This is a genomic window from Halobacillus sp. 12SKB (assembly GCF_052941655.1).
In genome coordinates this window covers 1,478,912-1,501,581 of record NZ_JBRFWR010000001.1, presented here as the reverse complement: position 1 = coordinate 1,501,581, position 22,670 = coordinate 1,478,912, and the positions used below count along the sequence as shown (strand labels likewise).

General features: G+C 43.9%; 19 protein-coding genes. 5 read left to right on the top strand and 14 right to left on the bottom strand.

Going from position 1 to position 22,670, the window contains the following annotated elements; all coding sequences use genetic code 11:
• Positions 1-63: 63 nt before the first annotated feature.
• From ACQ4XT_RS07325 to pepT, 5 genes are all read right to left on the bottom strand, one after another.
• Positions 64-513, bottom strand: coding sequence for an OsmC family protein (locus tag ACQ4XT_RS07325; protein ID WP_446853110.1), 450 nt, complete (start codon positions 511-513; stop codon positions 64-66).
• Between the two features lie 17 nt (positions 514-530).
• Positions 531-986: a GNAT family N-acetyltransferase gene (locus tag ACQ4XT_RS07320; RefSeq protein WP_446853109.1), complete on the bottom strand. Its 456-nt coding sequence runs from the start codon at positions 984-986 to the stop codon at positions 531-533.
• Positions 983-1,177 (bottom strand): SE1561 family protein, encoded by a 195-nt coding sequence (locus tag ACQ4XT_RS07315; protein ID WP_446853108.1) that lies wholly within the window; start codon positions 1,175-1,177, stop codon positions 983-985. Before ACQ4XT_RS07315 ends, ACQ4XT_RS07320 begins: the two co-directional genes overlap by 4 nt.
• A 107-nt stretch (positions 1,178-1,284) precedes the next feature.
• Positions 1,285-2,061, bottom strand: coding sequence for a MeeY/MeeF family manganese export membrane protein (locus ACQ4XT_RS07310; protein WP_446853107.1), 777 nt, complete (start codon positions 2,059-2,061; stop codon positions 1,285-1,287).
• Positions 2,062-2,376: 315 nt separating this feature from the next.
• Positions 2,377-3,609 carry a peptidase T gene (pepT, locus tag ACQ4XT_RS07305; RefSeq protein WP_446853106.1) on the bottom strand — a complete coding sequence of 411 codons (1,233 nt, stop codon included), beginning with the start codon at positions 3,607-3,609 and terminating at the stop codon, positions 2,377-2,379.
• Positions 3,610-3,746: 137 nt separating this feature from the next.
• Between pepT and ACQ4XT_RS07300 the strand changes: the two genes are divergently transcribed.
• Positions 3,747-4,823, top strand: a complete 1,077-nt coding sequence (locus ACQ4XT_RS07300) for an AI-2E family transporter (protein ID WP_446853105.1) — start codon at positions 3,747-3,749, stop codon at positions 4,821-4,823.
• A 79-nt stretch (positions 4,824-4,902) separates the two neighbouring features.
• Positions 4,903-6,087, top strand: a complete 1,185-nt coding sequence (locus tag ACQ4XT_RS07295) for an MFS transporter (protein ID WP_446853104.1) — start codon at positions 4,903-4,905, stop codon at positions 6,085-6,087.
• 806 nt (positions 6,088-6,893) lie between these two features.
• On the opposite strand, the gene ACQ4XT_RS07290 is transcribed toward ACQ4XT_RS07295, so the two are convergent.
• The 4 genes from ACQ4XT_RS07290 to ACQ4XT_RS07275 form a co-directional block, all read right to left on the bottom strand.
• A complete protein-coding gene (locus ACQ4XT_RS07290; protein WP_446853103.1) occupies positions 6,894-7,928 on the bottom strand; it encodes a DctP family TRAP transporter solute-binding subunit in 1,035 nt (344 codons plus the stop codon).
• A 74-nt stretch (positions 7,929-8,002) separates the two neighbouring features.
• On the bottom strand, positions 8,003-9,268 hold the full coding sequence (locus ACQ4XT_RS07285) for a TRAP transporter large permease (protein ID WP_446853102.1): 1,266 nt from the start codon (positions 9,266-9,268) through the stop codon (positions 8,003-8,005).
• A gap of 29 nt (positions 9,269-9,297) precedes the next feature.
• Complete coding sequence (locus ACQ4XT_RS07280; protein ID WP_446853101.1) at positions 9,298-9,852, bottom strand: TRAP transporter small permease; 555 nt, start codon at positions 9,850-9,852, stop codon at positions 9,298-9,300.
• A 219-nt stretch (positions 9,853-10,071) separates the two neighbouring features.
• Complete coding sequence (locus ACQ4XT_RS07275) at positions 10,072-10,917, bottom strand: GNAT family N-acetyltransferase (protein WP_446853100.1); 846 nt, start codon at positions 10,915-10,917, stop codon at positions 10,072-10,074.
• A gap of 127 nt (positions 10,918-11,044) precedes the next feature.
• On the opposite strand from ACQ4XT_RS07275, the gene ACQ4XT_RS07270 reads away from it, so the two are divergent.
• Positions 11,045-11,227, top strand: a complete 183-nt coding sequence (locus tag ACQ4XT_RS07270; RefSeq protein ID WP_446853099.1) for an SE1832 family protein — start codon at positions 11,045-11,047, stop codon at positions 11,225-11,227.
• 40 nt (positions 11,228-11,267) lie between these two features.
• On the opposite strand, the gene ACQ4XT_RS07265 is transcribed toward ACQ4XT_RS07270, so the two are convergent.
• Positions 11,268-13,124: a cation:proton antiporter gene (locus ACQ4XT_RS07265; protein ID WP_446853098.1), complete on the bottom strand. Its 1,857-nt coding sequence runs from the start codon at positions 13,122-13,124 to the stop codon at positions 11,268-11,270.
• 1,018 nt (positions 13,125-14,142) lie between these two features.
• Between ACQ4XT_RS07265 and brnQ the strand changes: the two genes are divergently transcribed.
• Positions 14,143-15,462, top strand: a complete 1,320-nt coding sequence (gene brnQ, locus ACQ4XT_RS07260; RefSeq protein WP_446853097.1) for a branched-chain amino acid transport system II carrier protein — start codon at positions 14,143-14,145, stop codon at positions 15,460-15,462.
• 38 nt (positions 15,463-15,500) lie between these two features.
• On the opposite strand, the gene ACQ4XT_RS07255 is transcribed toward brnQ, so the two are convergent.
• The 4 genes from ACQ4XT_RS07255 to ACQ4XT_RS07240 form a co-directional block, all read right to left on the bottom strand.
• Positions 15,501-16,352 carry a transglutaminase family protein gene (locus ACQ4XT_RS07255; RefSeq protein WP_446853096.1) on the bottom strand — a complete coding sequence of 284 codons (852 nt, stop codon included), beginning with the start codon at positions 16,350-16,352 and terminating at the stop codon, positions 15,501-15,503.
• Between the two features lie 23 nt (positions 16,353-16,375).
• The gene (locus tag ACQ4XT_RS07250; RefSeq protein ID WP_446853095.1) at positions 16,376-17,338 is read right to left on the bottom strand and encodes an alpha-E domain-containing protein; all 963 of its coding nucleotides are present in this window, start codon (positions 17,336-17,338) and stop codon (positions 16,376-16,378) included.
• Entirely contained in the window at positions 17,331-18,791 is a 1,461-nt protein-coding gene (locus ACQ4XT_RS07245; protein ID WP_446853094.1) for a circularly permuted type 2 ATP-grasp protein, read from the bottom strand. Before ACQ4XT_RS07245 ends, ACQ4XT_RS07250 begins: the two co-directional genes overlap by 8 nt.
• Positions 18,792-19,467: 676 nt before the next feature.
• Positions 19,468-20,403, bottom strand: a complete 936-nt coding sequence (locus ACQ4XT_RS07240) for an NADP-dependent oxidoreductase (protein WP_446853093.1) — start codon at positions 20,401-20,403, stop codon at positions 19,468-19,470.
• A 113-nt stretch (positions 20,404-20,516) separates the two neighbouring features.
• Here ACQ4XT_RS07240 and recQ point away from each other — a divergent pair, with 113 nt between their 5' ends.
• Positions 20,517-22,658 carry a DNA helicase RecQ gene (recQ, locus tag ACQ4XT_RS07235; RefSeq protein WP_446853092.1) on the top strand — a complete coding sequence of 714 codons (2,142 nt, stop codon included), beginning with the start codon at positions 20,517-20,519 and terminating at the stop codon, positions 22,656-22,658.
• Positions 22,659-22,670 lie beyond the last annotated feature (12 nt).

Genomic DNA, 22,670 nt, shown 5'->3' with positions numbered 1-22,670 from the left:
TTTTTACCACCTATTTGTGAACTAAAAAAGGACGGCCACCTTAGGAGGGCCGTCCTTTTTTTGTCATTCAGCAATGCTTGTGTCTGCTTCCATTTCAAGTTCAACGTTACCCTGAATGGCTTTTGAGATCATACAGCTCTTTTCCGCCTTTTCAATGAGCCGGTTCAGTTTGGATAAATCTTTTTCGTCCGCTTCTGCGCGTAGGACTACTCTCGGTTTGTGAATGATTTTTTGATAGGTGAAGACGCCATCGGTAACATCCACCATTCCTTCTGACTGCATGTCCATTTCTTCCAACGGCAATTCCGCCCTTTCAACCATAGCTGCGAGGCTGATGATATAACAGGTGGCCGCCGCTCCAAGAAGCATTTCGTCTGGATTGGTCCCTACGTCCGGGCCATCCATCTCTTTCGGAATCGATATTTTTGTTTTCAGTTTTTCTGATTCAATGTAGCCGACTTCATTTCTTCCGCCTGGCCAGTTGGCTTTTAAGTGAAAATGATGCAAAGCCATGGTGTCACTCTCCTTCTTTATTTTTCCATAGATAGGAACTCATAATGTCCCCCATTTGTTGCCTGTAAAAACGTGTGCTTCTTTTTGAAGCCTGCACGCTCGTAAACAGCAATTGCACGCTTATTGAAAGTAGCAACGGAAAGCGTAAAAGCATCTGCTTGGTACCTTTCTTTCACAAAACAGAGACACGAGTGTACGAAACTCTCCCCCTGCCCTTTACCTGCTTCATCCGGGTGCATCCCTAACCCAAGATCCACGGCTTTTTGACCCTTCACACCCACGGCCAAAAAGCCGATCAGCTCCCCATCTTGGTGTGCACTGTACGTATGGGGACTCCGTTTCTCTGGATTTATGAATAACTCCAAATCTTCTTCGTCAGCTGTCATGTCATAAAAATCATAGGGAGCAGGATACTTCCAGCCTGCTATGACTTCTGCTTCCTGTTGAGTCGTTGGTGTCCATTGAATCTTCAAGAGTCCTGCTCCCAATCTTTTTTAAAGCGGGACATTTTCACCTGCAGCTGTTCAATCATTTCCAAAACACGATTGAAATCTTTGATATCCACATCTTCTGCATCCATGCTGGACACGACTTGATTGAGCATTTGAATTCTATTCTTTATATAATGAAACTGTTGTGAAGGATGTTGAGCTGCCTTGCCCATTTGTAAGCCCTCCTTTAATTTCCTCTCCTTTTATCTTAACTTCCTCATAAGGAAAGTAAAAGATTTTGCCCATATGAAAAGCTGTGGCAAAGGCCACAGCTTTTTTGTTATTCTTCTTCTATTTCTTTTTTCTCTGATAAAAACCATCCTAGTGCTGCGATAAGGACAAGGACCGAATAGAAGATGATTTTCCATAAGGCTGAATGAGCAAAGTGCTCATCCAGGATTTGTACATTTGGATGCGCAAGTGTAGATACAACCAATTTCACACCGACCCAGCCTACAATGACAAAGGCTGCTACTTCTAACCCTGGACGGGATTTCAATAGTTTAACAAAATAACCTGCAGCAAAACGCATGATGATAATTCCGATCATACCACCGGCTAAAATGACGGCGAATTGTGCACCATCCAAGCTTCCGACTTCCGGTAAATCTGTTTCAGGCAAGGCGACAGCAAGAGCAACGGCAGCTAATATAGAATCCACTGCGAAAGCCAAGTCGGCAAGCTCTACTTTAAGGACAGTAGCCCAAAAGCTTTTTCCTCTCTGATTCCCTGCATCTTCTTCCATTTCTTCTTCATAGTCATCCCCTTTGGTCCGCCACCGGTCAAAGAGGTGTTTTCCTGAAATGAATAGTAAGTAAGCGGCTCCCAATGCTTGAACCTGCCACACGTCTACAAGGAAGGAAATGATAAACAGAGATCCGAATCTAAGTATAAATGCACCCGCTAAACCGTAAAATAACGCCTTTTTTCTTTTTTCTTCCGGCAGGTGTTTAACCATGATGGCTAGTACAAGCGCGTTGTCTGCGGCAAGAATTCCTTCAAGGCCGACAAGCACGATCAACACCCAACCGTATTCAATCAATAATTGAGCATCCAATTCTATTCTCTCCTTTTCCATAAAAAATGGTCCCCACCACTATGGTAAGGACCAAAACAATAGACCTTTACCACAGTGGGTAAAGGTCTCGCTAACAACTTCCGTTGCCAATAAAGCCGGGGAATGTTTCCCGAAATGACGACTTTATTGTCCCAGCTACTCCCCTTTAGGAATGCTACATCTAACCTTCATCATAGCATGCAACGATGTTTTGTCAACGACTTCCTGCCCACATTATAGAATAATTCTAGTATGGGGACAGGAAGGTTTCCTTATGCAACATTGAACGAACGTTTGAGCTATTCGCATCTTCTGTTACTTTTCTGACTTTTCTTCGAATAACCGGGCAATCTCGACAATGACCTGGGTGGCTTTTTCCATACTTTCAAGCGAAATGTATTCGTACTTCCCGTGGAAGTTCTCTCCACCTGTGAATAGGTTCGGAGTTGGCAGTCCCATGTAGGAAAGTTGAGAGCCGTCCGTTCCTCCCCTGATCGGTTTCACAAGCGGCTCTACCTTTTCATTCAGCATGGCCTGATGTGCGATATCTACAATGTGTTTCACAGGTTCGATTTTATCTCCCATGTTGTAATATTGATCTTCTATCGTTAGTTCCACTCGTTTCATGCCGTAGTTTTCACGGATGGTTTCCGCCATTTGCTTCATCTTCTCTTTTTTCTGTTGAAACGCAGCCTTATCATGATCCCGAATCAAATAAGTCAATTCGGCTTTCTCTACGTCTCCCTGAATCGAGTGAAGGTGAAAAAAGCCCTCATACTCTTCTGTATGCTCAGGAGCTTCCTGTTCAGGTAACAATTCTTGAAACATCACCGCCAACTTCGCCGCGTTCACCATTTTATTCTTGGCTGTGCCGGGGTGCACACTATGACCATGGAAAACCACTTTAGCTGTTGCCGCATTGAAGCTCTCATATTGGAGTTCACCCAGCGGGCCACCGTCGACCGTATAAGCATAAGACGCACCGAACCGCTCCACGTCAAATTTATGCGGACCTCTTCCAATCTCCTCATCCGGAGTGAAAGCTACCCGAATCTTTCCATGTTTGATATCCGGGTTCTTAATTAAATGATGGAGGGCTGTCATAATTTCCGTAATTCCCGCTTTGTTGTCTGCTCCGAGAAGTGTGGTACCATCTGTCGTAATCAATGTCTGCCCTTTATATGTAGGAAGTTCCGGAAATTCTTCTGGTGACAGCACAATATCCTTGTTCAATGGAATAGCATTGCCGTCATAATCCTCTACCACTTGCGGGTTCACCCCTGCCCCGGTAAAGTCTGTCGCTGTATCGATGTGTGCAAGAAAACCGATCACAGGAACTTCTTTCTCCGTATTGGCTGGAAGGGTCGCCATCACATAGGCGTGGTCATCTACTGTGACCTCCTCCATCCCCATCTCCTTCAGTTCATTCACCAGTTTATCGGCGAGCTCCCATTGTTTTTCAGTCGAAGGAGTAGTCGGGCTGTTTTCATCCGATTGTGTGTCAATTTTCACGTAAGAAGTAAAGCGTTCCAGTAATTCATTCTTCATTCAAGTTCCTCCTCCAAATTCATGCTTCTTTTTTCAGTTTATTCTTACTAAGATTAAAAGTAAATGTATTGCTTCACCGGCAAACTTTGGTATTCTTAACATAGTGATTAAACTCTTATAAAAAGGTGTGTCCGCTTTTGATTCATAAACGTTGGTTCCAAGTCATTGTTACCGCTATCCTTCTCTCCCTCTTGGTTTTATTATTAAACCAAATCCATTTTTTCTTTGAACCGATCCTAACCTATATTGCAGCCATCGCTGTTCCTCTTATTGGCGGAGGGATTCTTTTTTATATTTCCCGTCCGATGCTGCAGCTATTAGAAAAATACCGGGTCCCACGTATACTAGGGATTCTGATCATCTTTCTTTTCTACATATTCATAGGATTCCTGATCACCCGTTTCATTGCTCCCATCGCCCAGGAGCAATTCACAAAACTTGTGGACAATATTCCTGATATGGCTGATATGCTAAGTGAAACCGTTACGTACTGGCAGCAAAACCAGGATATTATACCAAGTGAATTCAACAGTACCATTGATAATGTAGTCGATAACTTAGAAACCTATTTACAGGGAGCACCGACGGTCATTATCAACGTCGTCAGTCAGCTGATCGGATTTGTCTTCGCCCTCGTGCTTATCCCTTTCTTCCTATTCTTTATGTTGAAAGATGGAGATAAGCTTGTACCCTTCATTAAGCAGTTTTTAAGTGATCGTGCTGCTAAGAGTTTCGAGAAACTGGCCCGTTCTGTGGATTACACGCTGAATGCTTTCATCCTGGGTCAAATGACGGTAAGTATCGTCGTTGGCCTGCTGCTTTTAATCGGATACATGATCATAGATTTAAGGTACGCCCTTACTCTGGCCTTGTTTGCCATGGTTATGAATGTCATTCCTTTTGTCGGTCCATTTTTAGCTGTGATTCCAGCCTTACTTGTTGGACTTTTCCAGGATCCGATTCTTGCTGTCTGGGTGGCCGTTATTACAATAATTGCCCAACAGCTGGAAGGAAACTTTGTATCCCCGAACGTCATGGGGAAAGCGCTCAGTATCCATCCACTGACCATCATTACCTTGATTCTGGCAGCAGGAAGTCTCGCCGGATTCCTGGGATTGTTGTTCGCAATCCCGACCTACGCGGTACTGAAAGCCATCATCAGTCATTTTTACGAAGAATGGCTGGAAAGAAGAGAAACAACGAATCCAGAATAATATCTGCTGAAGCCCGCTATTTATAGTGGGTTTCATTTTTTGCAAGCAAGACGAACATCACGGAAAGCGAGGAAAAGAAATGTCACAACCTAAACTTTGGACATGGCCGTTCATATTTTTAATCTTAGCCAACCTATTCACATTCATGAGCTTTCAAATGCTTCTTCCAAATCTGCCTCCCTATATCGAATCCATTGGAGGCTCGAGTTTACAAGTAGGACTGATCACAACGACGTTCGCCTTTGCTGCAATCATCATTCGCCCTTTCATCGGACACCTGCTGATGACGCGGCCACGTAAAATCCTTGTTTTGATCGGAGCCATCTCCCTACTAGTCATGACCGCCCTTTACCCAATTACTCAAGTGGTTGTGATTCTTTTAATCATTCGTTTCATTCACGGGATCGCCTGGGGATGGTCTACAACGGTAAACGGGACCGCTGCTGTCGATCTTGTTCCAAGAAGGCGCGTAGGAGAAGGCATGGGGTATTTCGGCCTTTCCGTAACGGTAGGGATGATCATGGCGCCGAGCCTGGGTATCTACCTTTACCAGAATTATTCCTTCGACCTACTCGTTGGTATTGCTGTTGCCTTAGGTATCATTGCCATTGTTCTTTTCTCTGTTACCGGATTTGTAACACCCGAGCAGGTATATAAGAATCAAGAAGATCCTCCACGCTTTTCTTTTACTGGCTCCCTCATTGAAAAAAGAAGCTGGTATCCGGCACTCGTTACAATTTTGAATACCTTCGGCTACGGCTCTGTCGTTACCTATATCGTGATTTTCGGCAATGAACAAGGGCTTTCCGGGACTTTTCTCTTTTATTTTTTTAATGCTGTATTTGCGACCATAACGAGACCAATCACAGGTCGCTACTTTGATAAAAACGGCCCGTGGAAATTAATCATGATATGCTCCATTCTTTCGTTTAGCGCCATGTGGGTGCTCGCTTTAGCTAGTTCAAATGTCCACTTAATCATTGCGGGAGCTATTTTCGGGATTGGGTTCGGGTCCATGATGCCTGCTCTTCAAGCATGGGTCATCTCTAAAACGACGACAGAGCGAAGCGGGATTGCTAATGGGATGTACTATTCATCGATTGATCTAGGGATCGGATCAAGTGCATTCATTCTTGGGTTTATATATCAGTTCGTTGAAACGGCTACACTATTCAAACTGTCCAGCTTCCTCTTCCTACTCGTCCTACTGCTCACGATTTTGGACTACAGAAAACAAACCGAACCCTGGATTGCTCCTGAATAACGTTTTCCCCAACGTTTATTAAACAATATGGCAGGATCGTGGAAGACTTGATTTCGATACTTTTGTTGAGTGAATTGGGGCTGCGGGGAATAACTCGCTTTCCGCGGGAGCGCGATGAGCCTCCTCAGGCTGACGCCTTGCGGGGTCTCACCTAGCACTCTTTTCCTCTTCGATATCCGGTTCCGCGCCTAGCGGCTAGTGAGACTTCCCTCACTTCTGTACGATAAGTCAACATCGAATCACTCCGTTCTTCGTGTTTCCTTTATCTCCGCCAGCTCAGTCCAGTCCATACGCCGCTGATCGAGGCGCCTGCACACTTAAGATAGGAGTCTCGCCATTCCCCTCCGCCCCTTTGCTATATCAGTGTCTCGAAACCACTCCCCGAATAATCAGCTATTCAGATTAATGGGAGTATAAGGATAAAATCCCCGCGCCCAGGTATTTGCACTCTGAGAGCTTAATACAGAGCGTTCTATGCTTTTAACAATCGAGATAGCGGAAGACAATCCAACTTGGTAAAGGGGTTCGTTTCCCACATACATTGAATGGGGTGGTTGGGAAGCTGCGAGACTCCCGTGGGAGAAAGGAGATAGGCGAGATCCCGCAGGGCGTTTGCCGAGGAAGCTCGCCACTCCCCCACAGGAAAGCGAGTAGCTTCCCAGCCACCCCTAACGCTCAACCCCAGCAACGAACCCTGAAACATCTCGAAACTGAGTCTTCCACAGACGGGAGCTATAGTTGGAGTAGAGTGATTAAGAGCATAAAAAATGTCCAGAGCGCTAGGCTCTGGACATTTTTTATGTTCTTTATTCTCCTGATGCTTCAATTTCTTCAAGAAGTTTATCGAGGACTTGTCCGTCTACGGTAGATACATCACTACGGTAAAAATCACGGACAGGAAGCGCTTTTTCTTTGAAAGCTTTCCGTTGTTCCTCTGTCAATTCGATAATTTCTGTTGGGTTTTCTGTATCGTTTTTAATCGTTTCTAGATACTCTTCATTCTGCTTCTTCTGCTCTTCGAATACCCAGTCCTGCATTTCTTTAACGGTTTCATCAACCATTGTCTTCATTTCATCGTCAAGATCTGCATACCAGTCTGAGTTGACTGTCGTCATGGCTACATAGTTGTTGTGGTTGGATAGTGTCATGTAATCCTGTACTTCATTGAAAGAAGCGTCTCCAATGAAGAAGATTGGATTCTCCTGCCCTTCCACTGTACCTCTATCCAATGCTGTATAAAGCTCTGACCAACTCATTGGAGTAGGGTCTGCTCCGTACGCCTCATATGATTTTAGAATCAATGGAGACGTCTGTGTACGCATTTTAAAGTTTTCAAAGTCGGCAGGTTTTTCAATAGGCTTGCTGGATGTCCACTGCATCGCACCTTCTGTCCAGTAAGCTAATGGAGAAATACTGTGTTCTTCATACAATTCGCGTAGATCTGTATTCAATGCTTCACTATCATTTAAGATTTGTTGTGTCTTTTCTACACTATCAGGGAAAAGGAAATGCAAAGCAAAGATTTGTCCCTCTTTTACCATGTTCCCCGTAAAACCAGGAGACATGATTGCCATCTGTACAGTTCCGTTTTGAAGCTGCTCTACTTGGTCTGTTTCACTTCCGAGTCCACCAAATTCATATACATCAATATTTACAGCACCATCAGATTTTTCGTTCATCCGTTTAGCGAATTCTTCTGCGTATTCATATTGGACCTGTCCATCCACTTCTTCCGTTACGAACTTCCAATTGTAGGTTTCTCCACCATCACCACTGGCATTGCCGCCGTCGTCACTTCCCCCACAGGCAGCAAGAACCATGCTGAGCATGACCAACGACATGAATGTTAATAAACTATTTTTTCTAAAGATAACAATGACCTCCCCATATTTTGTATATCAGCTTCCACTCTGGATCAAAGAAGAATGAGTGAAAGTTCCTCAAAGAATATTAGTAAAACTGAAATGGCAAACATCATCAGAATATATGGCGGTGTTCCTTTGATGACCTCTAGATACGGCTTGTTGAATACCGCACTGGCGGTAAAGATATCGACTCCGAATGGAGGCGTAGCTGAGCCTAAGGCCGCTTGGAATGTAATCACAACACCTAAATGGATAGGGTCTACTCCTGCGCTCATCGCTGCAGGATAGAAAATCGGAGTTAATATCAAGATAACCACGATTGGATCCACAAACATACATCCAATGAAGAAAAAGATCGTCACCATCAAGAGCACATAAACGGCACTAGGGTCTGAGCCAAGAACGGTTTCTGTAATCATCTGCGGTATTCGAGCGAATGATATGACCCATGTGAATGCTTGTCCACCAGCCACAAGAACGAAGACGGCAGATGTCACTAACCCTGTAGACCGTGCAATTTTCGGAAGTTCTTTAATATGTACAGACCGGTAAACCAGCACTTCCAGAACAAATGCATAAAGCACAGACATACCTGCTGCCTCCGTAGGACTAAACAGCCCAGTGTAAATTCCCCCAATAATTAAAACCGGGAATCCCAATGGTAGCAGGGCTTTTTTAGTCATCTGCAGTCTTTCTTTCCATGACGCTTTATTGGCTAATGGAATGTCCGCCATTTTTGCGTAGATGACGCTGTAGATGGAAAAGCACAGGAAGACAATAACGCCTGGAATAATTCCTGCGATAAACAAATCACCTACGGATGTTCCAGATACCAACCCGTATATGATCATCCCTATACTTGGCGGGACTAGTAAAGCTACATCACTGGAATTGATGATCAAGGCCATCGCTGTCGGGTCTTTGTAGCCGATCTTCAACAAACGCTCTCTCATCGGTTTACCGATGGCTACGACAGTCGCCTGCGTAGATCCGGATATTGCACCGAACAGGGTACATGCAGCTGCAGTTGTAACTGCATAACCTCCTCGTATATGGCCAATAAAAGATCCGATAAAATCTAACAATCGATTTGATGTTTTTCCTGTCGTCATAATATCCGCTGCAAAAATGAACAACGGTACAGCAAGAAGTACATAAGGTTCTATACCTGTAGAAAACTGTTGCATTAAAATCATAGGATCCAAATTCGGAAAGTGTATGAACATTATGACCAATGGTGCCACCATCAATGGAATCATCATTGGGAAGTTCAATAAAAGAAGGATCACCATAATTATGAGCATTGTCGCTATCATATCGTTACCCTTTCTTCATCATAATTTTTTTACAAGTGCGTTCCTTCTAGTTCATTTGTTTTTTCATCGTTATAATCCTTTGCATCCGTTCCTAAGTACACTTCGTCCCGGTGCTTAATATTGATCCATGCATTTCTCAGAAACTGAATGCCCCCAAGTAAAAATCCGATGGGGATGAAAAGATACAAATAATACGCAGGCATCTCCAATGCGGATGTCACTCTTCCAGATTCATAGACATCGAGGACGTAAAACCCTGAATAATAGGCAAGGACAAATAATACAGCAGCGGTCCCTATAGGAATGACTACAGATAATACCTTCCTTACTTTGAAAGGAGCCAGGTCATAAAAGGCAGACATGCTTATATGTCGCCCTTTCCTTGCTGCGTAACTAATCCCCATGAATGTGGCTACAACAATCGCTATTTGACTCACTTCGTCTGCAAAGGGCGGCGAATAGCTGAACAGCGCCCTGCTTAGCGCCTTACCTACCACCATCAAAGCAATAATGATAACAGCATAACTTAATATGAATTCTTCGATCTTCAGAATGATTTTGTCTACTACCTTTAATACATTCAACTATGTAATCCCCCTAAATGATTGGTGTAGTAGTTTTTGGGTCAATTACTAAACATAATACCGAAATAGTGGTCTTTCACTCAAATCAGTTTAAACAGAATTTTTCGTCTATTTTATGTAAATTTTACCTTATAAGGAACTTGTAATTGTTGGATGCTTATATCTTCCACATTGCTCATCATAGATGCTAAATGCTCCAATTTCACCATTACGAATTCCTTATTTTGTAAAATAGTAAACGATTGAATCACCAATTCTTTCATATCCAATTTTTTTATAGATCGCGTTCGATGTAGGATTGGCAAGGTCTGTGTATAGAGAGCAGAAAGAGTAACCACTCTTGAGCAATTTATCTGTTAAATGCCAAACCGCTTGAGTGGCATATCCTTTTCTTTTATATTGATCCGGTGTGTACACAGCATTGATTGTCGCTCCATTTTTCGTTGTTCGTGCCCGACTTGCCATGGAAACGGCAGTTCCTTCCACGATCCATAAATGAAGGCGCTGATCCTTAATCAGACTTTCAGCCAATTCCTTTGAACGTCCAGCTACATGATCCTCTCCTGTTTCCTTTCCATACTGTTCCAACCAATTCTCGACCAGGAATTGATGGGAAGCATCCGCTTCAATTAACTGCCCTTTTTGGTTTCGAATCGTTTTCAATTGATTCAGTCTGAATATTCCTTGCTCCATATGCACCTCTGCTTTCTGCCCTGTATGGTTTATCCATTCTTCCAAGAAAAATTCCACCACTTTCCGTTCCCCAAGTACCCCGGGAACATCAAAACCTTCCTTAATCAAATATTGGATAAATGCACGAATATGATCGGCATCCCAATGATCAAACGAAGGAACAATCCATAAATGAGGGGGTGTTCTCATTGCCATGAACGCAGCTTCCCCATTTTCCTGGAAGCTTATTAAATGACAAGCTTCTTTACTTTGAGAATTCTTCAGACGTTCTAAAATACCCAAAGGCAGATTATTTTCCGCTTCCTTATCCAGCAGCAATGGTTCTACTCGTTCATAGAACTTGATTGGATCACGCTCATAAATTATAGTCATCTAGGAGTACCCCTTTTCTTTTTGCTTCAAACCATTTTTTTGATAAAATTCTGAATAAGATGAATTTTTCTTTCCATTATACGTCTCAATGACATGGAGAACAATATTAAGAAAGGAAGAATAAACCATGACAAAAAAAGAGATCCAGGATCAAATTACTTTCTTAAAAGCTGATTATATTCGTATTCAAGGGGATTTAGATAAGCTTGAAGCCGCCGGAGGTAATATTCAAAATGCCGAAAAGCAACTGGCACGGATGGAAGAAGAGTTAAAAGAACTAAATAAGCAGTTAGCTAAGACGGAGCAATAATAAAAGACGGAGGAAACTGATTCCCTCCGTCTTTTCATGTTTAGGATTTCTTTTGATTTTCTTTATCTTTTCGCTGCCCCTCAAGTTTTTCCTGGATTTTTTCAAACTCTTTACTCGGAGGCATTAAGGAAACGATGACATCACCGTTCTCTGCCTTATACTCCATATCCGGGGTAAAGAACTCAACTTTTCCTGAGGCTCTTTTCGCAAATAGAAGCATGGCGTGCTGATCCATGTTCTTCATATAGTCTTTGAATGTATATTGTTCTGTGATCGTCGTTTTGCGGAATACGTAGCCGTTCTCCACTCGAGCATTCAATTCTTCCCAGGAAGCCCCTTCTTCAAACAGGACTCTCCCTCCGATCGTATGCACAAGATCTTCTAAATCATCCCCCTCCTTATTACTTAAACTAAGTTGGAAAGAGTTGTTACGACCGAACTCTGGTACGAAGGTCGTACAAACGAGGGCATTGTAAGAATCCAATTCTGTAGCGGCCACGAGATACTCATATGGTGTCATATCTAAATAATACTCAGTCTGCTCAGATAAAATTTCTCCATGATAGGATTCAATCCCTCGCGAACGTGCACGGGAAAGTCTTTCCCAAGAAGAGTCCGTAAGAAGAACGGGGATTTTAAGATCCTCCAACGTCTTGGCAAGACCTGTCGTAAATGCACTTCCTCCTGCGATGAGTACTCCCGGCGGCCCCTCCATGGATAGTCCTAACTTTTTCGCCAGCCAGCCAATAGAGAAACCATGAGCTACAACGGTGGTGAATACGAGCGCGAAGGTCAGTGAGATGAGAATCGAAGCATCCTCAAATCCTTCCTCCAAAAGCACACTCGCAAAATAACTGGCAACAGTCAGGGCGACAATCCCTCTCGGTGCAATCCAGCCGACCAGAAGCTTCTCTGATTTAGATAAATCCGTCCCCATAGTGGATATAAAAATCGACAGCGGACGGACGATAAACAACATTAATGCTACGAACCCGATAATTTGTATGTTGAAGATTTCCACCAAAGTATCGACCGTCAGGGAAGCGGTCAGCATGACGAAGATGGTAGAGATTAATAATAAGGATATATTTTCTTTAAAGTGTCGCATATCTGCGATTGAGGAGATGTGCATATTCGCAAGAGTCATCCCCATAGCTGTTACAGACAATAGACCCGTTTCATGCATGATTTCATCAGCAATCGTAAAACAAGCAATAACGACTGCAAAGACGGCCGGGGATTTAAGAAATTCAGGGATATACCCTGTTTCGAACATCCAGCCGACACCTTTCCCGCAAACCCAGCCAAGAAAGACTGCAAAGGCGGAAGCAGCAAAGAACATCAGTAACGCAGAAGGATCATTGTTGGTCAGAAACAGAATAATTTCGAACGCAAATACTGCTAATAAAGCGCCGATTGGATCAACGATGATACCTTCCCATTTCAGGATTTTAGCTGGCCGAGGCTTTAACTTTGCCTGACGTAATAAAGGAAGGATTACAGTCGGTCCCGTAACAATGAATAAGCCTCCGATCGTAAAGGCGACCGCCCAGGACAAACCAGCCACATAATGAGCTGCTAATGAACCTAATATCCAGCTTAGAAACGCACCGAATGTTACGATCCTGAACACAGGGCGACCTAAACCTTTCACTTCCTTCATATCAAGGTTCAAGCTTCCTTCGAAAAGGATAACGGCGACAGCCAAGGATATGATTGGTTTATAAAGTTCTCCGAAGTCCTGCTCAGGGTTCATGAGGCCTAGTACAGGACCGGCTAAGAGACCGGCGATGGACATGACTACAATAGCAGGCAACCGAAACCGCCAGGCCACCCATTGTGAACCTACGCCGAGAAACCCCACTAACATCAGTTGTAATAGTAACGAATCTATCATTAAACAGTCTCCTTCTGTAAGGTGTATGTACGACCCTCAAGTAATATAGACATATTCTATATGCCTCTCCCTCATCTGTAAACTAAATTGTCTGTAAAAAACTTCCCTTTCCCATCAAACCTTCTTCCGATATAGCTCCCGATTGTGGAAGACTCAGTTTCGAGACTTTTGTTGAGTGGATGGGGCTGCGGGGAATAACTCGCTTTCCGCGGGAACGCGGTGAGCCTCCTCGGACTGCGTCCTGTGGGGTCTCACCCTGCATTTTTTCCTCTACGATATCCGGTTCCGGCGCCTAGCGGCTAGTGAGACTTCCCTCGCTTCTGTACGATAAGTCAACATCGAATCACTTCGTTCTCCGTGTTTCCTTTATCTCCGCCAGCTCAGTCCAGTCCATACGCCGCTGATCGAGGCGCCTGCACACTTATATTAGGAGTCTCGCCATTCCCCTCCGCCCACTTGCCGGAAGAAATTCTCGAAACTACCTTCCAGCAATAGGAGCTTTTATGGTTGAGAAGCCTATGTCAACGCGGTTTAAGCAGGATTTATAACAGTTTTAGGCAAGGAGATATAAGAGGGATTTCGAGAACCTCATATGGCAAAGGGGCGGAGGGAAACGGTGAGACTCCTGTGGGAAGTGCGTGGTAGATGAGACCCCGCAGAGCGTTAGCTCGAGGAGGCTCATCACTCGCCCACGGAAAGCGAACCTTTTCCCGGAGCCCCTAAATCCACACAAACATCTCGAAATCAAGTCTTCCACAATCCTGCCATATTGTTGAATAAACCCTTAATTTGTAAGGGTATCACACAAAAATTGGTATGGTAATCATAACCTTTTAAATTTTCTAAAAAAATAATTGACAGAAAGGTGTGACATTGATAGTATTACGGCGGTGCGTTAATCTCATTCACTTTTTTAATAATGAAAATCATGTAGAAGCCTTGATTATTGCCGCTCATCTTTTGGATAAGAGCGCTTTTTTTACGCAAAATATACAGACATCTATGAGGAGGAGCCAGTATGAAAGCAAGAGACACAATTTTTATTGGGTTTACGTTGTTCGCTTTGTTTTTCGGTGCTGGAAACTTGATCTATCCTGTTTCCCTCGGTATTGAATCAGGGACATCCTATTTTCCGGCTATTTTCGGTTTTGTCATTACGGGTGTAGGATTACCTATTATAACGGTAGCGGCTATATCGCTTGTACGTAACGGCGCGGTACAATTAGCTGGACGTGTACACCCGTTGTTCGGGTTATTATTTACGGCGATGGTCTATCTTGTGATTGGACCTTTCTTTGCCATTCCAAGGGCTGCAAACGTCGCATTCGAAACAGGTATCGTTCCCTTTACTAACGGTAAATCGTTGACGTTATTCATTTTTACGGTCTTATTCTTTGTCATTGTTTATTGGCTCAGTCGCAATCCATCTAAACTAGTGGATCGCGTGGGACAAATCTTAACTCCTACATTATTTTTAGCTATCCTCGGCCTCGTCATTGGAAGCTTTTTCATGTTGGATGGACAGATCCAACCAGCGGGTGAGAAATATCAGGCCCAACCTTTCTTCACTGGCTTTATTGAAGGTTATTTGACCATGGATGCGATCGCTTCTCTTGCTTTTGGTATTATCGTTGTTTCTTCCTTCCGTGATCGCGGAGTTACCGATCCGAAAGTATTAACCCGCCGGACATTGAAAGCTGGTTTAGTAACAGCCATCGGACTAACCACTGTCTATGTGGCCATTGGTTGGATTGGAGCTAGAATGGCTACAGAAGGCTCCTTTGATAATGGAAGTGCCATCCTTGCTGGTGCTGCACAAATCATGTATGGCGATGTAGGGACACTATTGCTTGGTGTCATTGTAGGACTAGCCTGTTTGACAACATGCATCGGTCTAACGGTTGCCTGTGGCCAGTTCTTTTCAAAGCGTGTTCCTGGACTGACTTATCACCATGTGATTATCGGAGTAACTTTGATTAGTTTAGCGATATCGAATATCGGATTAAACCAAATCATCGCTTATTCTGTTCCAGTTCTTGTGTTCGTCTATCCGATTACCATCGTTCTGGTCGCCCTAACATTCATGAGCCCCCTCTTCCATCACTCACCTTATGTGTACAGAGGAGCCATTCTATTGACTGCGGTCATTGGGGTTTACGATGGGCTCGTAGCTTTTGGCGCAGATGTATCAGCCATCGAACCATTGATCAGTCAACTGCCATTGTTTGAATTAAACCTGAGTTGGATCTTCCCGGCGATTGTTGGTGGAATCATCGGATTAATGATCGATTACTTCAAAGGACAACCACGCCATAAAGAAAGCTTTCAGAACGGATGACGTATGAAAATCCCTCTCCATGATGGAGAGGGATTTTTTTATTGATCGAGAAGCGTTACGCTGACTTTCACATCAAGATTTTGTCCGCCTCCACGATATACTCCCTGAAGTGGACTGACGTCAGCATAATCTCTTCCGGTACCAATTCTAATATGCTGTTCTAATGCTTCGACGTTATTGGTAGGGTCAAGACCCACCCAGCCGATTCCTGGAACCATTACTTCTACCCAAGCATGTGTAGCCGCATCACCCACGAGTGCTGAATCTTCTCCAACATACAGATACCCACTTACATAACGGGCAGGTACACCCTGGGCCCTTAAGACACCAATCATAATGTGAGCAAAATCCTGGCACACCCCAGACCTTAATGGCCATGATTCATAGGCCTTGGTATTAACCTGGGTCGTTGTTGTATCATATCGGATCAATTGATTGATATACTCCATCAACCGCAGAGAAAAGCGTATAGGATCCTTTGCGTCTCCGACTTCATTGATAATCTCTTCGTGTTGTTCTTTATACAGGAAAGTATAAGGTGTTTCGTTTAAGTAAGCCAGATAGTGATGACGAAAAAGCTCTGAATGAAAAATAGTCTGCATCTCATTCGAACATTCAATCATTCGGATGAACGGGCTTTTTTGGATACTGACCGTTGATGTCGTCTTCAACGTTAAGTGTTCATGCTTCTCGGGAATAAAGAATGTTTCCACGTGGTTCCCCCAGAGGTCAATATGTTCCTTCGTCATCGAACCTGGAGTGATTTCAGTCCGGTAAGCCAAAAGCCTCTGACATTCATCCGTCCTTGGCTTCAAGCGGATATGATTCATGCTCTGATCGACAAAATTATCATAATAAAAGGTGTTCGTATGCTCAATTTGGAACTTCACTGTGTATTCCTCCTGGATAGCCTTTACTTGACGTGAACGGGTTCAATTAAATAATAGGTTTGTGAGAACATTCGACTGAGCGTCATGCACCGATCCTGGAAATGATCAAGAAATGACATCAGCTCATTCATATCCATTTCCTCTATGTCTGTCCTGGTAATCTCATCTTGAATGAGCTCGAGCATTTGAAAAAGGTCCTCTGAATAATGAGAGATTTTCCCGCCTTCAAGCTTATTAACCGCTTCGAGGACATGATCCATACAGTAGCGGATCGATCTTGGGAACGTCCCTTCTTTAATTAAAAAACTAAGGACGTGCTTCGACTCCATTGTCGGTGGATGTTCTTTAATATACGCATCATAACCATTCAAAAACTGCAGAGCTGTCAGCCAGTAATAGTAGTGGTCCGTCGGAACATCGGCTTCTTTTCTGTTCTTTTCACAGGTCACATTCAATATTCTTGCCGTTTTTTCTGCGCGCTCCAGCCATTTCCCTACTTTAATAAAAGTATAAGGAGTGCCACGGCTCATACTGGACTCAATAACACCTTGTGATGTCATGGAAGTTTTAATCACACGATCCAGATAATCCTGGGTATGCTGTCTCGTATTCGGGAGCTCCTGCCAATCTTTTTGGTCTAAATGGAAGGCGTTTAAAACTTCCCAAAGCTCTTCAGGAAGGATATCCCTTGTTGAACGAGCATTCTCCCGGGCATAATTCATACTATTCATAAGAGAATTGACGTTAAATGGACTGATGGTCAAGTACTGGATCAACGTTTCCCTGTCTAAACGATCATACAGACTGTAATAATCTTTCGCGGAAGCACAGACTTCCACAATTTCTTCCCAGTCCCGATCTGAGGCCTCCTGATTTTGTGCCTCCAGCATATGAATGAGCTGTACACTGAGTACCCTGGCATTGTTTTCAGATCGTTCGATGTTTCGCGACATCCAGTATAGAGAATCGGCTACACGACTAAGCATGTTGATCACCACTTTCTGTCAAAATCCACGTATCTTTTCCTCCCCCACCTTGAGAGGAGTTCACAACGAGAGATCCTTCTTTGAGAGCTACTCGTGATAACCCTCCAGGAAGTACATTCGTCTTTTCCCCATTCATGACAAACACGCGTAAATCTACATGACATGGATAAAACCTACCTTCCTGATACGCAGGAGCCCTTGATAATTTAATGGTCGGTTGGGCGATGTACTGATGAGGATTTTCAATAATTTTCTTCTTGAATTCTTCACGTTCACTTTCTTCCGACTGTGGACCAATCAACATGTCATACCCGCCTGAAGCCCCTACATTTTTCACAACCAGTTCATGGATGTGGTCCAGAACATAATCCAGGCGTTCAGGATCACTGAGGAAGTAAGTTTCCACATTGGGGATAATCGGATCTTCCCCGAGGTAGAAGCGAATCATATCCGGAACATAAACATACATCGCTTTATCATCCGCAACGCCATTACCTATCCCGTTAAGTATCGATACATTCCCTTTTTGATAAGCTCTGAGCAATCCTGAAACTCCGAGAGCAGAGTCAGGCCGGAACGCTTCCGGATCAAGGAAATCATCGTCGATTCTTCTATAAATAATATCCACACGTTTCAAACCTTTGATGGTTTTCATGTAGACAACATCATCTTTGACAATCATATCTCTACCTTCTACCAGTTCAATTCCCATCTGTTGAGCAAGAAAGACATGATCATAGTATGCAGAATTGTATATGCCCGGCGTTAATAAAACGGCAGTCGGCGCTTTATTAGGATTCGCATTGGCAGGTAAATGGCTTGTTACCGCCTGGTGTAGTTCTGATAACTGATGCTCCAATGTTTCAATGGAATGTTGAAAGAACAATTCAGGGTAGACTTGTCTCATGACATAACGATTTTGGAAAACATAAGACATCCCTGAAGGGTTCCGCAAATTATCTTCCAATACCCGGTACTGCCCCTTCTCATCTCTAATTAAATCTACTCCAGCAAGGAATATATGGTTCCTTAAAGGGATATCTATGCCACTGACTTGCTTGTTGTAGTAATATGGATTGTTCTCAATCAACTCTCTCGGAATGACTCCCGCTTCTATAATTTCCTGATCATGATAAATATCTTCCAAAAAATGATTGAGCGCGGTCATCCGCTGCTTCATCCCTTTTTCAATCTCTTCCCAATCTTGTCTCGGAATGATAATCGGAACAAAGTCGAACGGCATCGTTCTTTCTGTGCCTCCCGTGTGGTTATACACGGTAAATGTAATGCCTTGTCTAAGAAAGTTAAGCTGAGCTGTTTCATGCTTGTTCATCAAATCGCGTTCTGTAAATTGATTGACCAGTTGATAAAACCATTGGTAATGCTTTTTTGGTGCACCATCCTGTTTCATCATTTCATCAAAATAAACTCCCGTTTGATAATTAGTGAGCACGACATCTCCTCCATTTCTACTTACTACAAATCCTTTACCCTTAGTTTACTCTACTCACTCGTAAATTGTAAGAAAATTTACACAACAATTGTCGTTTCGAGTTCTTAAAGTAAATGGCAGGATTGTGGAAGACTTGATTTCGAGATGTTTGTGTGGATTTAGGGGCTCCGGGAAAAGGTTCGCTTTCCGTGGGCGAGTGATGAGCCTCCTCGAGCTAACGCTCTGCGGGGTCTCATCTACCACGCACTTCCCACAGGAGTCTCACCGTTTCCCTCCGCCCCTTGACCATATGAGGTTCTCGAAATCCCTCTTATATTACCTTGCTTAAAACTGTTATAAATCCTGCTTAAACCGCGTTGATATAGGATTCTCAACCATAAAAGCTCCTATTGCTGGAAGGTAGTTTCGAGAATTTCTTCCGGCAAGTGGGCGGAGGGGAATGGGGAGACTCCTGCGGGAAAAAAGTGCATGGTGAGACCCCACAGGACGCAGTCCGAGGAGGCTCACCGCGCTCCCGCGGAAAGCGAGTTATTCCCCGCAGCCCCATCCACTCAACAAAAGTCTCGAAACTGAGTCTTCCACAATCGGGAGCTTATGCGAAGTTCTTATTTGAATGAAAAACCGGACCAGGTCATCCGTGTTTGGGATGACCTGGTCCGGTGTGAAGGGGTAGACCCTATTTAATGTTGATGACAATTTTACCTTTGGCATGGTGAGTTTCGCTGACGCTATGAGCTTCTTTCAACCCTTCCTCACTAAGGTCAAAGCGGTGGCCGATGACGGATACTAAATTTCCCTCTTCCATCATGGAAGCAAGCTTGGCCAATTTTTCTCCGCTCGGCTCAAGCCAGACAAATCCTGCTTTCACTCCATGTTTAGAAGCGAGGTCTTCATCAGGCGGCTGGACAATGGATGGGAGCCGGCCTCCTTCTTTCAGGACAGAAAAGCTTTTTTCCTGAATTTCTCCACCGAGGGTATCGAGGACGATATCGTAATCACTCAATAATTCTGAGAAGTCCTCTTCTTTATAATTAATAAAACGATCCACACCTAATTTTTCTACCCACTCCTGATTTTTTCCGCTTGCTGTCGCTGCTACATAAGCCCCTTTTTGCTTCGCAATTTGAATGGCATAGTGGCCGACGCCTCCTGATCCTGCGTGAATAAGTACATGGTCTCCCTCTTGAATCTCACCAAAATCCACTAAGCATTGCCAAGCGGTAAGACCGGCCAATGGCACCGCTGCCGCTTCTTCAAAAGAGACATTCTCAGGAAGATGGGCTAGAAGATGTTCATCCACTGCTGTATATTCTGCATACGTTCCGTTTCGCGTTGTATCCGGACGAGCGAAAACACGATCGCCTACCTTAAAGTTATCTACGGAGGAACCAACCTCCGCAACGATCCCTGCAGCATCCCAACCTAAAATGATAGGAAATTTAAAGTCCAGCATCTCTTTCAAGTAACCTTCACGAAGCTTCCAGTCAATCGGGTTGATGGATGTGGCGTGCAATTCCACGATAACCTGGTTTTCACTTGGAACCGGGCGCTCCACGTCTTTTTCCTTTAATTGCTCTTTATCTCCATATTGCTCAATGACAATGGCCTTCATATTTACAATCGCTCCTTTTTCGAGGTATGACTTCTATAGTTTTCCCCACAGTTTTCACGTGAAACATGATAAGATGTGGGAGAAAGAAGATTATGTATAAAAGGATGATCACGATGATTCAACAGGCCGAGAAAATTCTCCACCAATACTACGGTTATTCCTCGTTCCGCCCTGGACAAAAAGAGGCCATCACTCATGTTTTAAATCAAAAAAACACTTTGGCCGTCATGCCGACAGGAGGCGGGAAATCCCTCTGCTATCAAATCCCCGGACTCACTTTGCAAGGAACTGCGATCATCATATCTCCATTGATCTCTTTGATGAAAGACCAAGTGGATGCTCTCCATTCTTATGGGGTAGCTGCTACTTACATAAACAGTTCCCTTTCTCATACAGAACAGCAGCAGAGGCTCAGGGATATGGAAAAAGGCCGCTACTCCTTTGTGTACGTCGCTCCTGAGCGGTTTGACTCCCCCAACTTTTTGGATGCTATCAACAGCATTTCCCTTTCATTGATTGCCTTTGATGAAGCGCACTGTATTTCCCAATGGGGACACGACTTCCGCCCAAGCTACCGATCCATTGTCCCTACTTTGAAAAAGGTCGCAAACCTTCCTGTCCTTATGGCACTAACAGCTACAGCAACACAGGAAGTAATCAAAGACATCAAAGAGTTAATTGATGTCGAGGATACGAATGTAATCAATACAGGGTTCGCCAGGGACAACTTATCCTTCCGTATTATCAAAGGCCGTGACAAACGTGAATTCATCAGCGAGTACCTGACTCAGATTCCTAATGAATCCGGTATCATCTATACGGCCACACGAAAAGATGCGGACCAGCTACATTACCTTTTAACGAAAAAAGGATTTGCCGCTGGAAAATATCACGCCGGGATGACAGAACATCAAAGAAAGCAAGCACAGATGGATTTCGTTCAAGATGAAGTGACCACAATGATTGCAACCAATGCTTTCGGGATGGGTATCGATAAATCAAACGTCCGGTATGTCATTCATTATTCCATGCCGATGAATATTGAATCTTATTATCAGGAAGCCGGCCGTGCCGGACGTGATGGTGAGCCTGGGGATTGTGTATTGCTTTTCTCCAGCCAGGATATCAACCTGCAGCGTTTTTTGATCGACCAGTCACCCAATGAAGAAAAGAAAAAGGACGAGTACACGAAACTTCAGGCCATGGTGAATTACTGTCATACCCATTCCTGCTTACAGCAATACATTCTCGACTACTTTGATGATCCGACAGACTCTGAGCCGTGTGGTAAGTGTACGAATTGCACCCACGATGGTGAAGAACAGGATATGACCAAAGAAGCGCAAATGGTACTTTCCTGTGTGAAGCGCATGGGCGAAAGGTTCGGAGCAGGCCTGACAGCAAAAGTTCTCAAAGGTTCTTCCGACCAAAAAGTAAAGCAGTTCCGCTTCCAACAGTTATCGACCTATGGCATCATGCCGAATTACACAGAAAAAGAACTGACTCGATTCATTCAGTTTTTAACGGCGGAAGGCTATCTATCAACCGGTGAAGGACGTTACCCTTCATTGAAACTGACAAATGAAGCTGTCTCTGTCATCAAAGGAAATCAACCTGTCCTTATGCTTGTTGAATCCACAACAAAGAAACAGAAAACAGAATACAATGAAGAATACTTCGAAGAGTTGCGACAGTTACGTAAGTCGATTGCAGATGAAAGCAACCTCCCTCCTTACGTCATCTTCTCTGATGCCACCCTTAAAGACTTGAGCATCTATCTCCCGGAAAGCAAAGAAGAGATGATGAACATCAAAGGAATCGGGGAGCAAAAGTTCGAGAAGTATGGAGAGCAGTTCCTAGAGAAAACGCGCCCGTGGGGTGAAGCGACAGAGACGAAATCCACCCCGACTCGCTCGACGGAACCTTCTGTTCAAAAGAAAGATCCGTTTGATGATCGTCCCAGTCACATCATTTCATACGAGCTTTGGGAACAGGGAAATGATGTGAAAGAGATCGCAAAAGAAAGAGGTATAGGCAAACAAACGATTGAGAACCATATTTTCCGAGCAGGAAAAGAAGGTCATGAGATTGATTGGGACCGATGGTTTGATGAGGAACAAGAACGTCACATTTTGCAAGCCTATGATCAAATGGAGGATCGAAAATTAAAGCCCTTGAAAGAGTCTCTGCCTGAGGGGTATTCCTACTCTATGATCAAGGCTGTCCTTGTGAAGCATAACTTGATTGATGAATGATCGTTGAGGAGG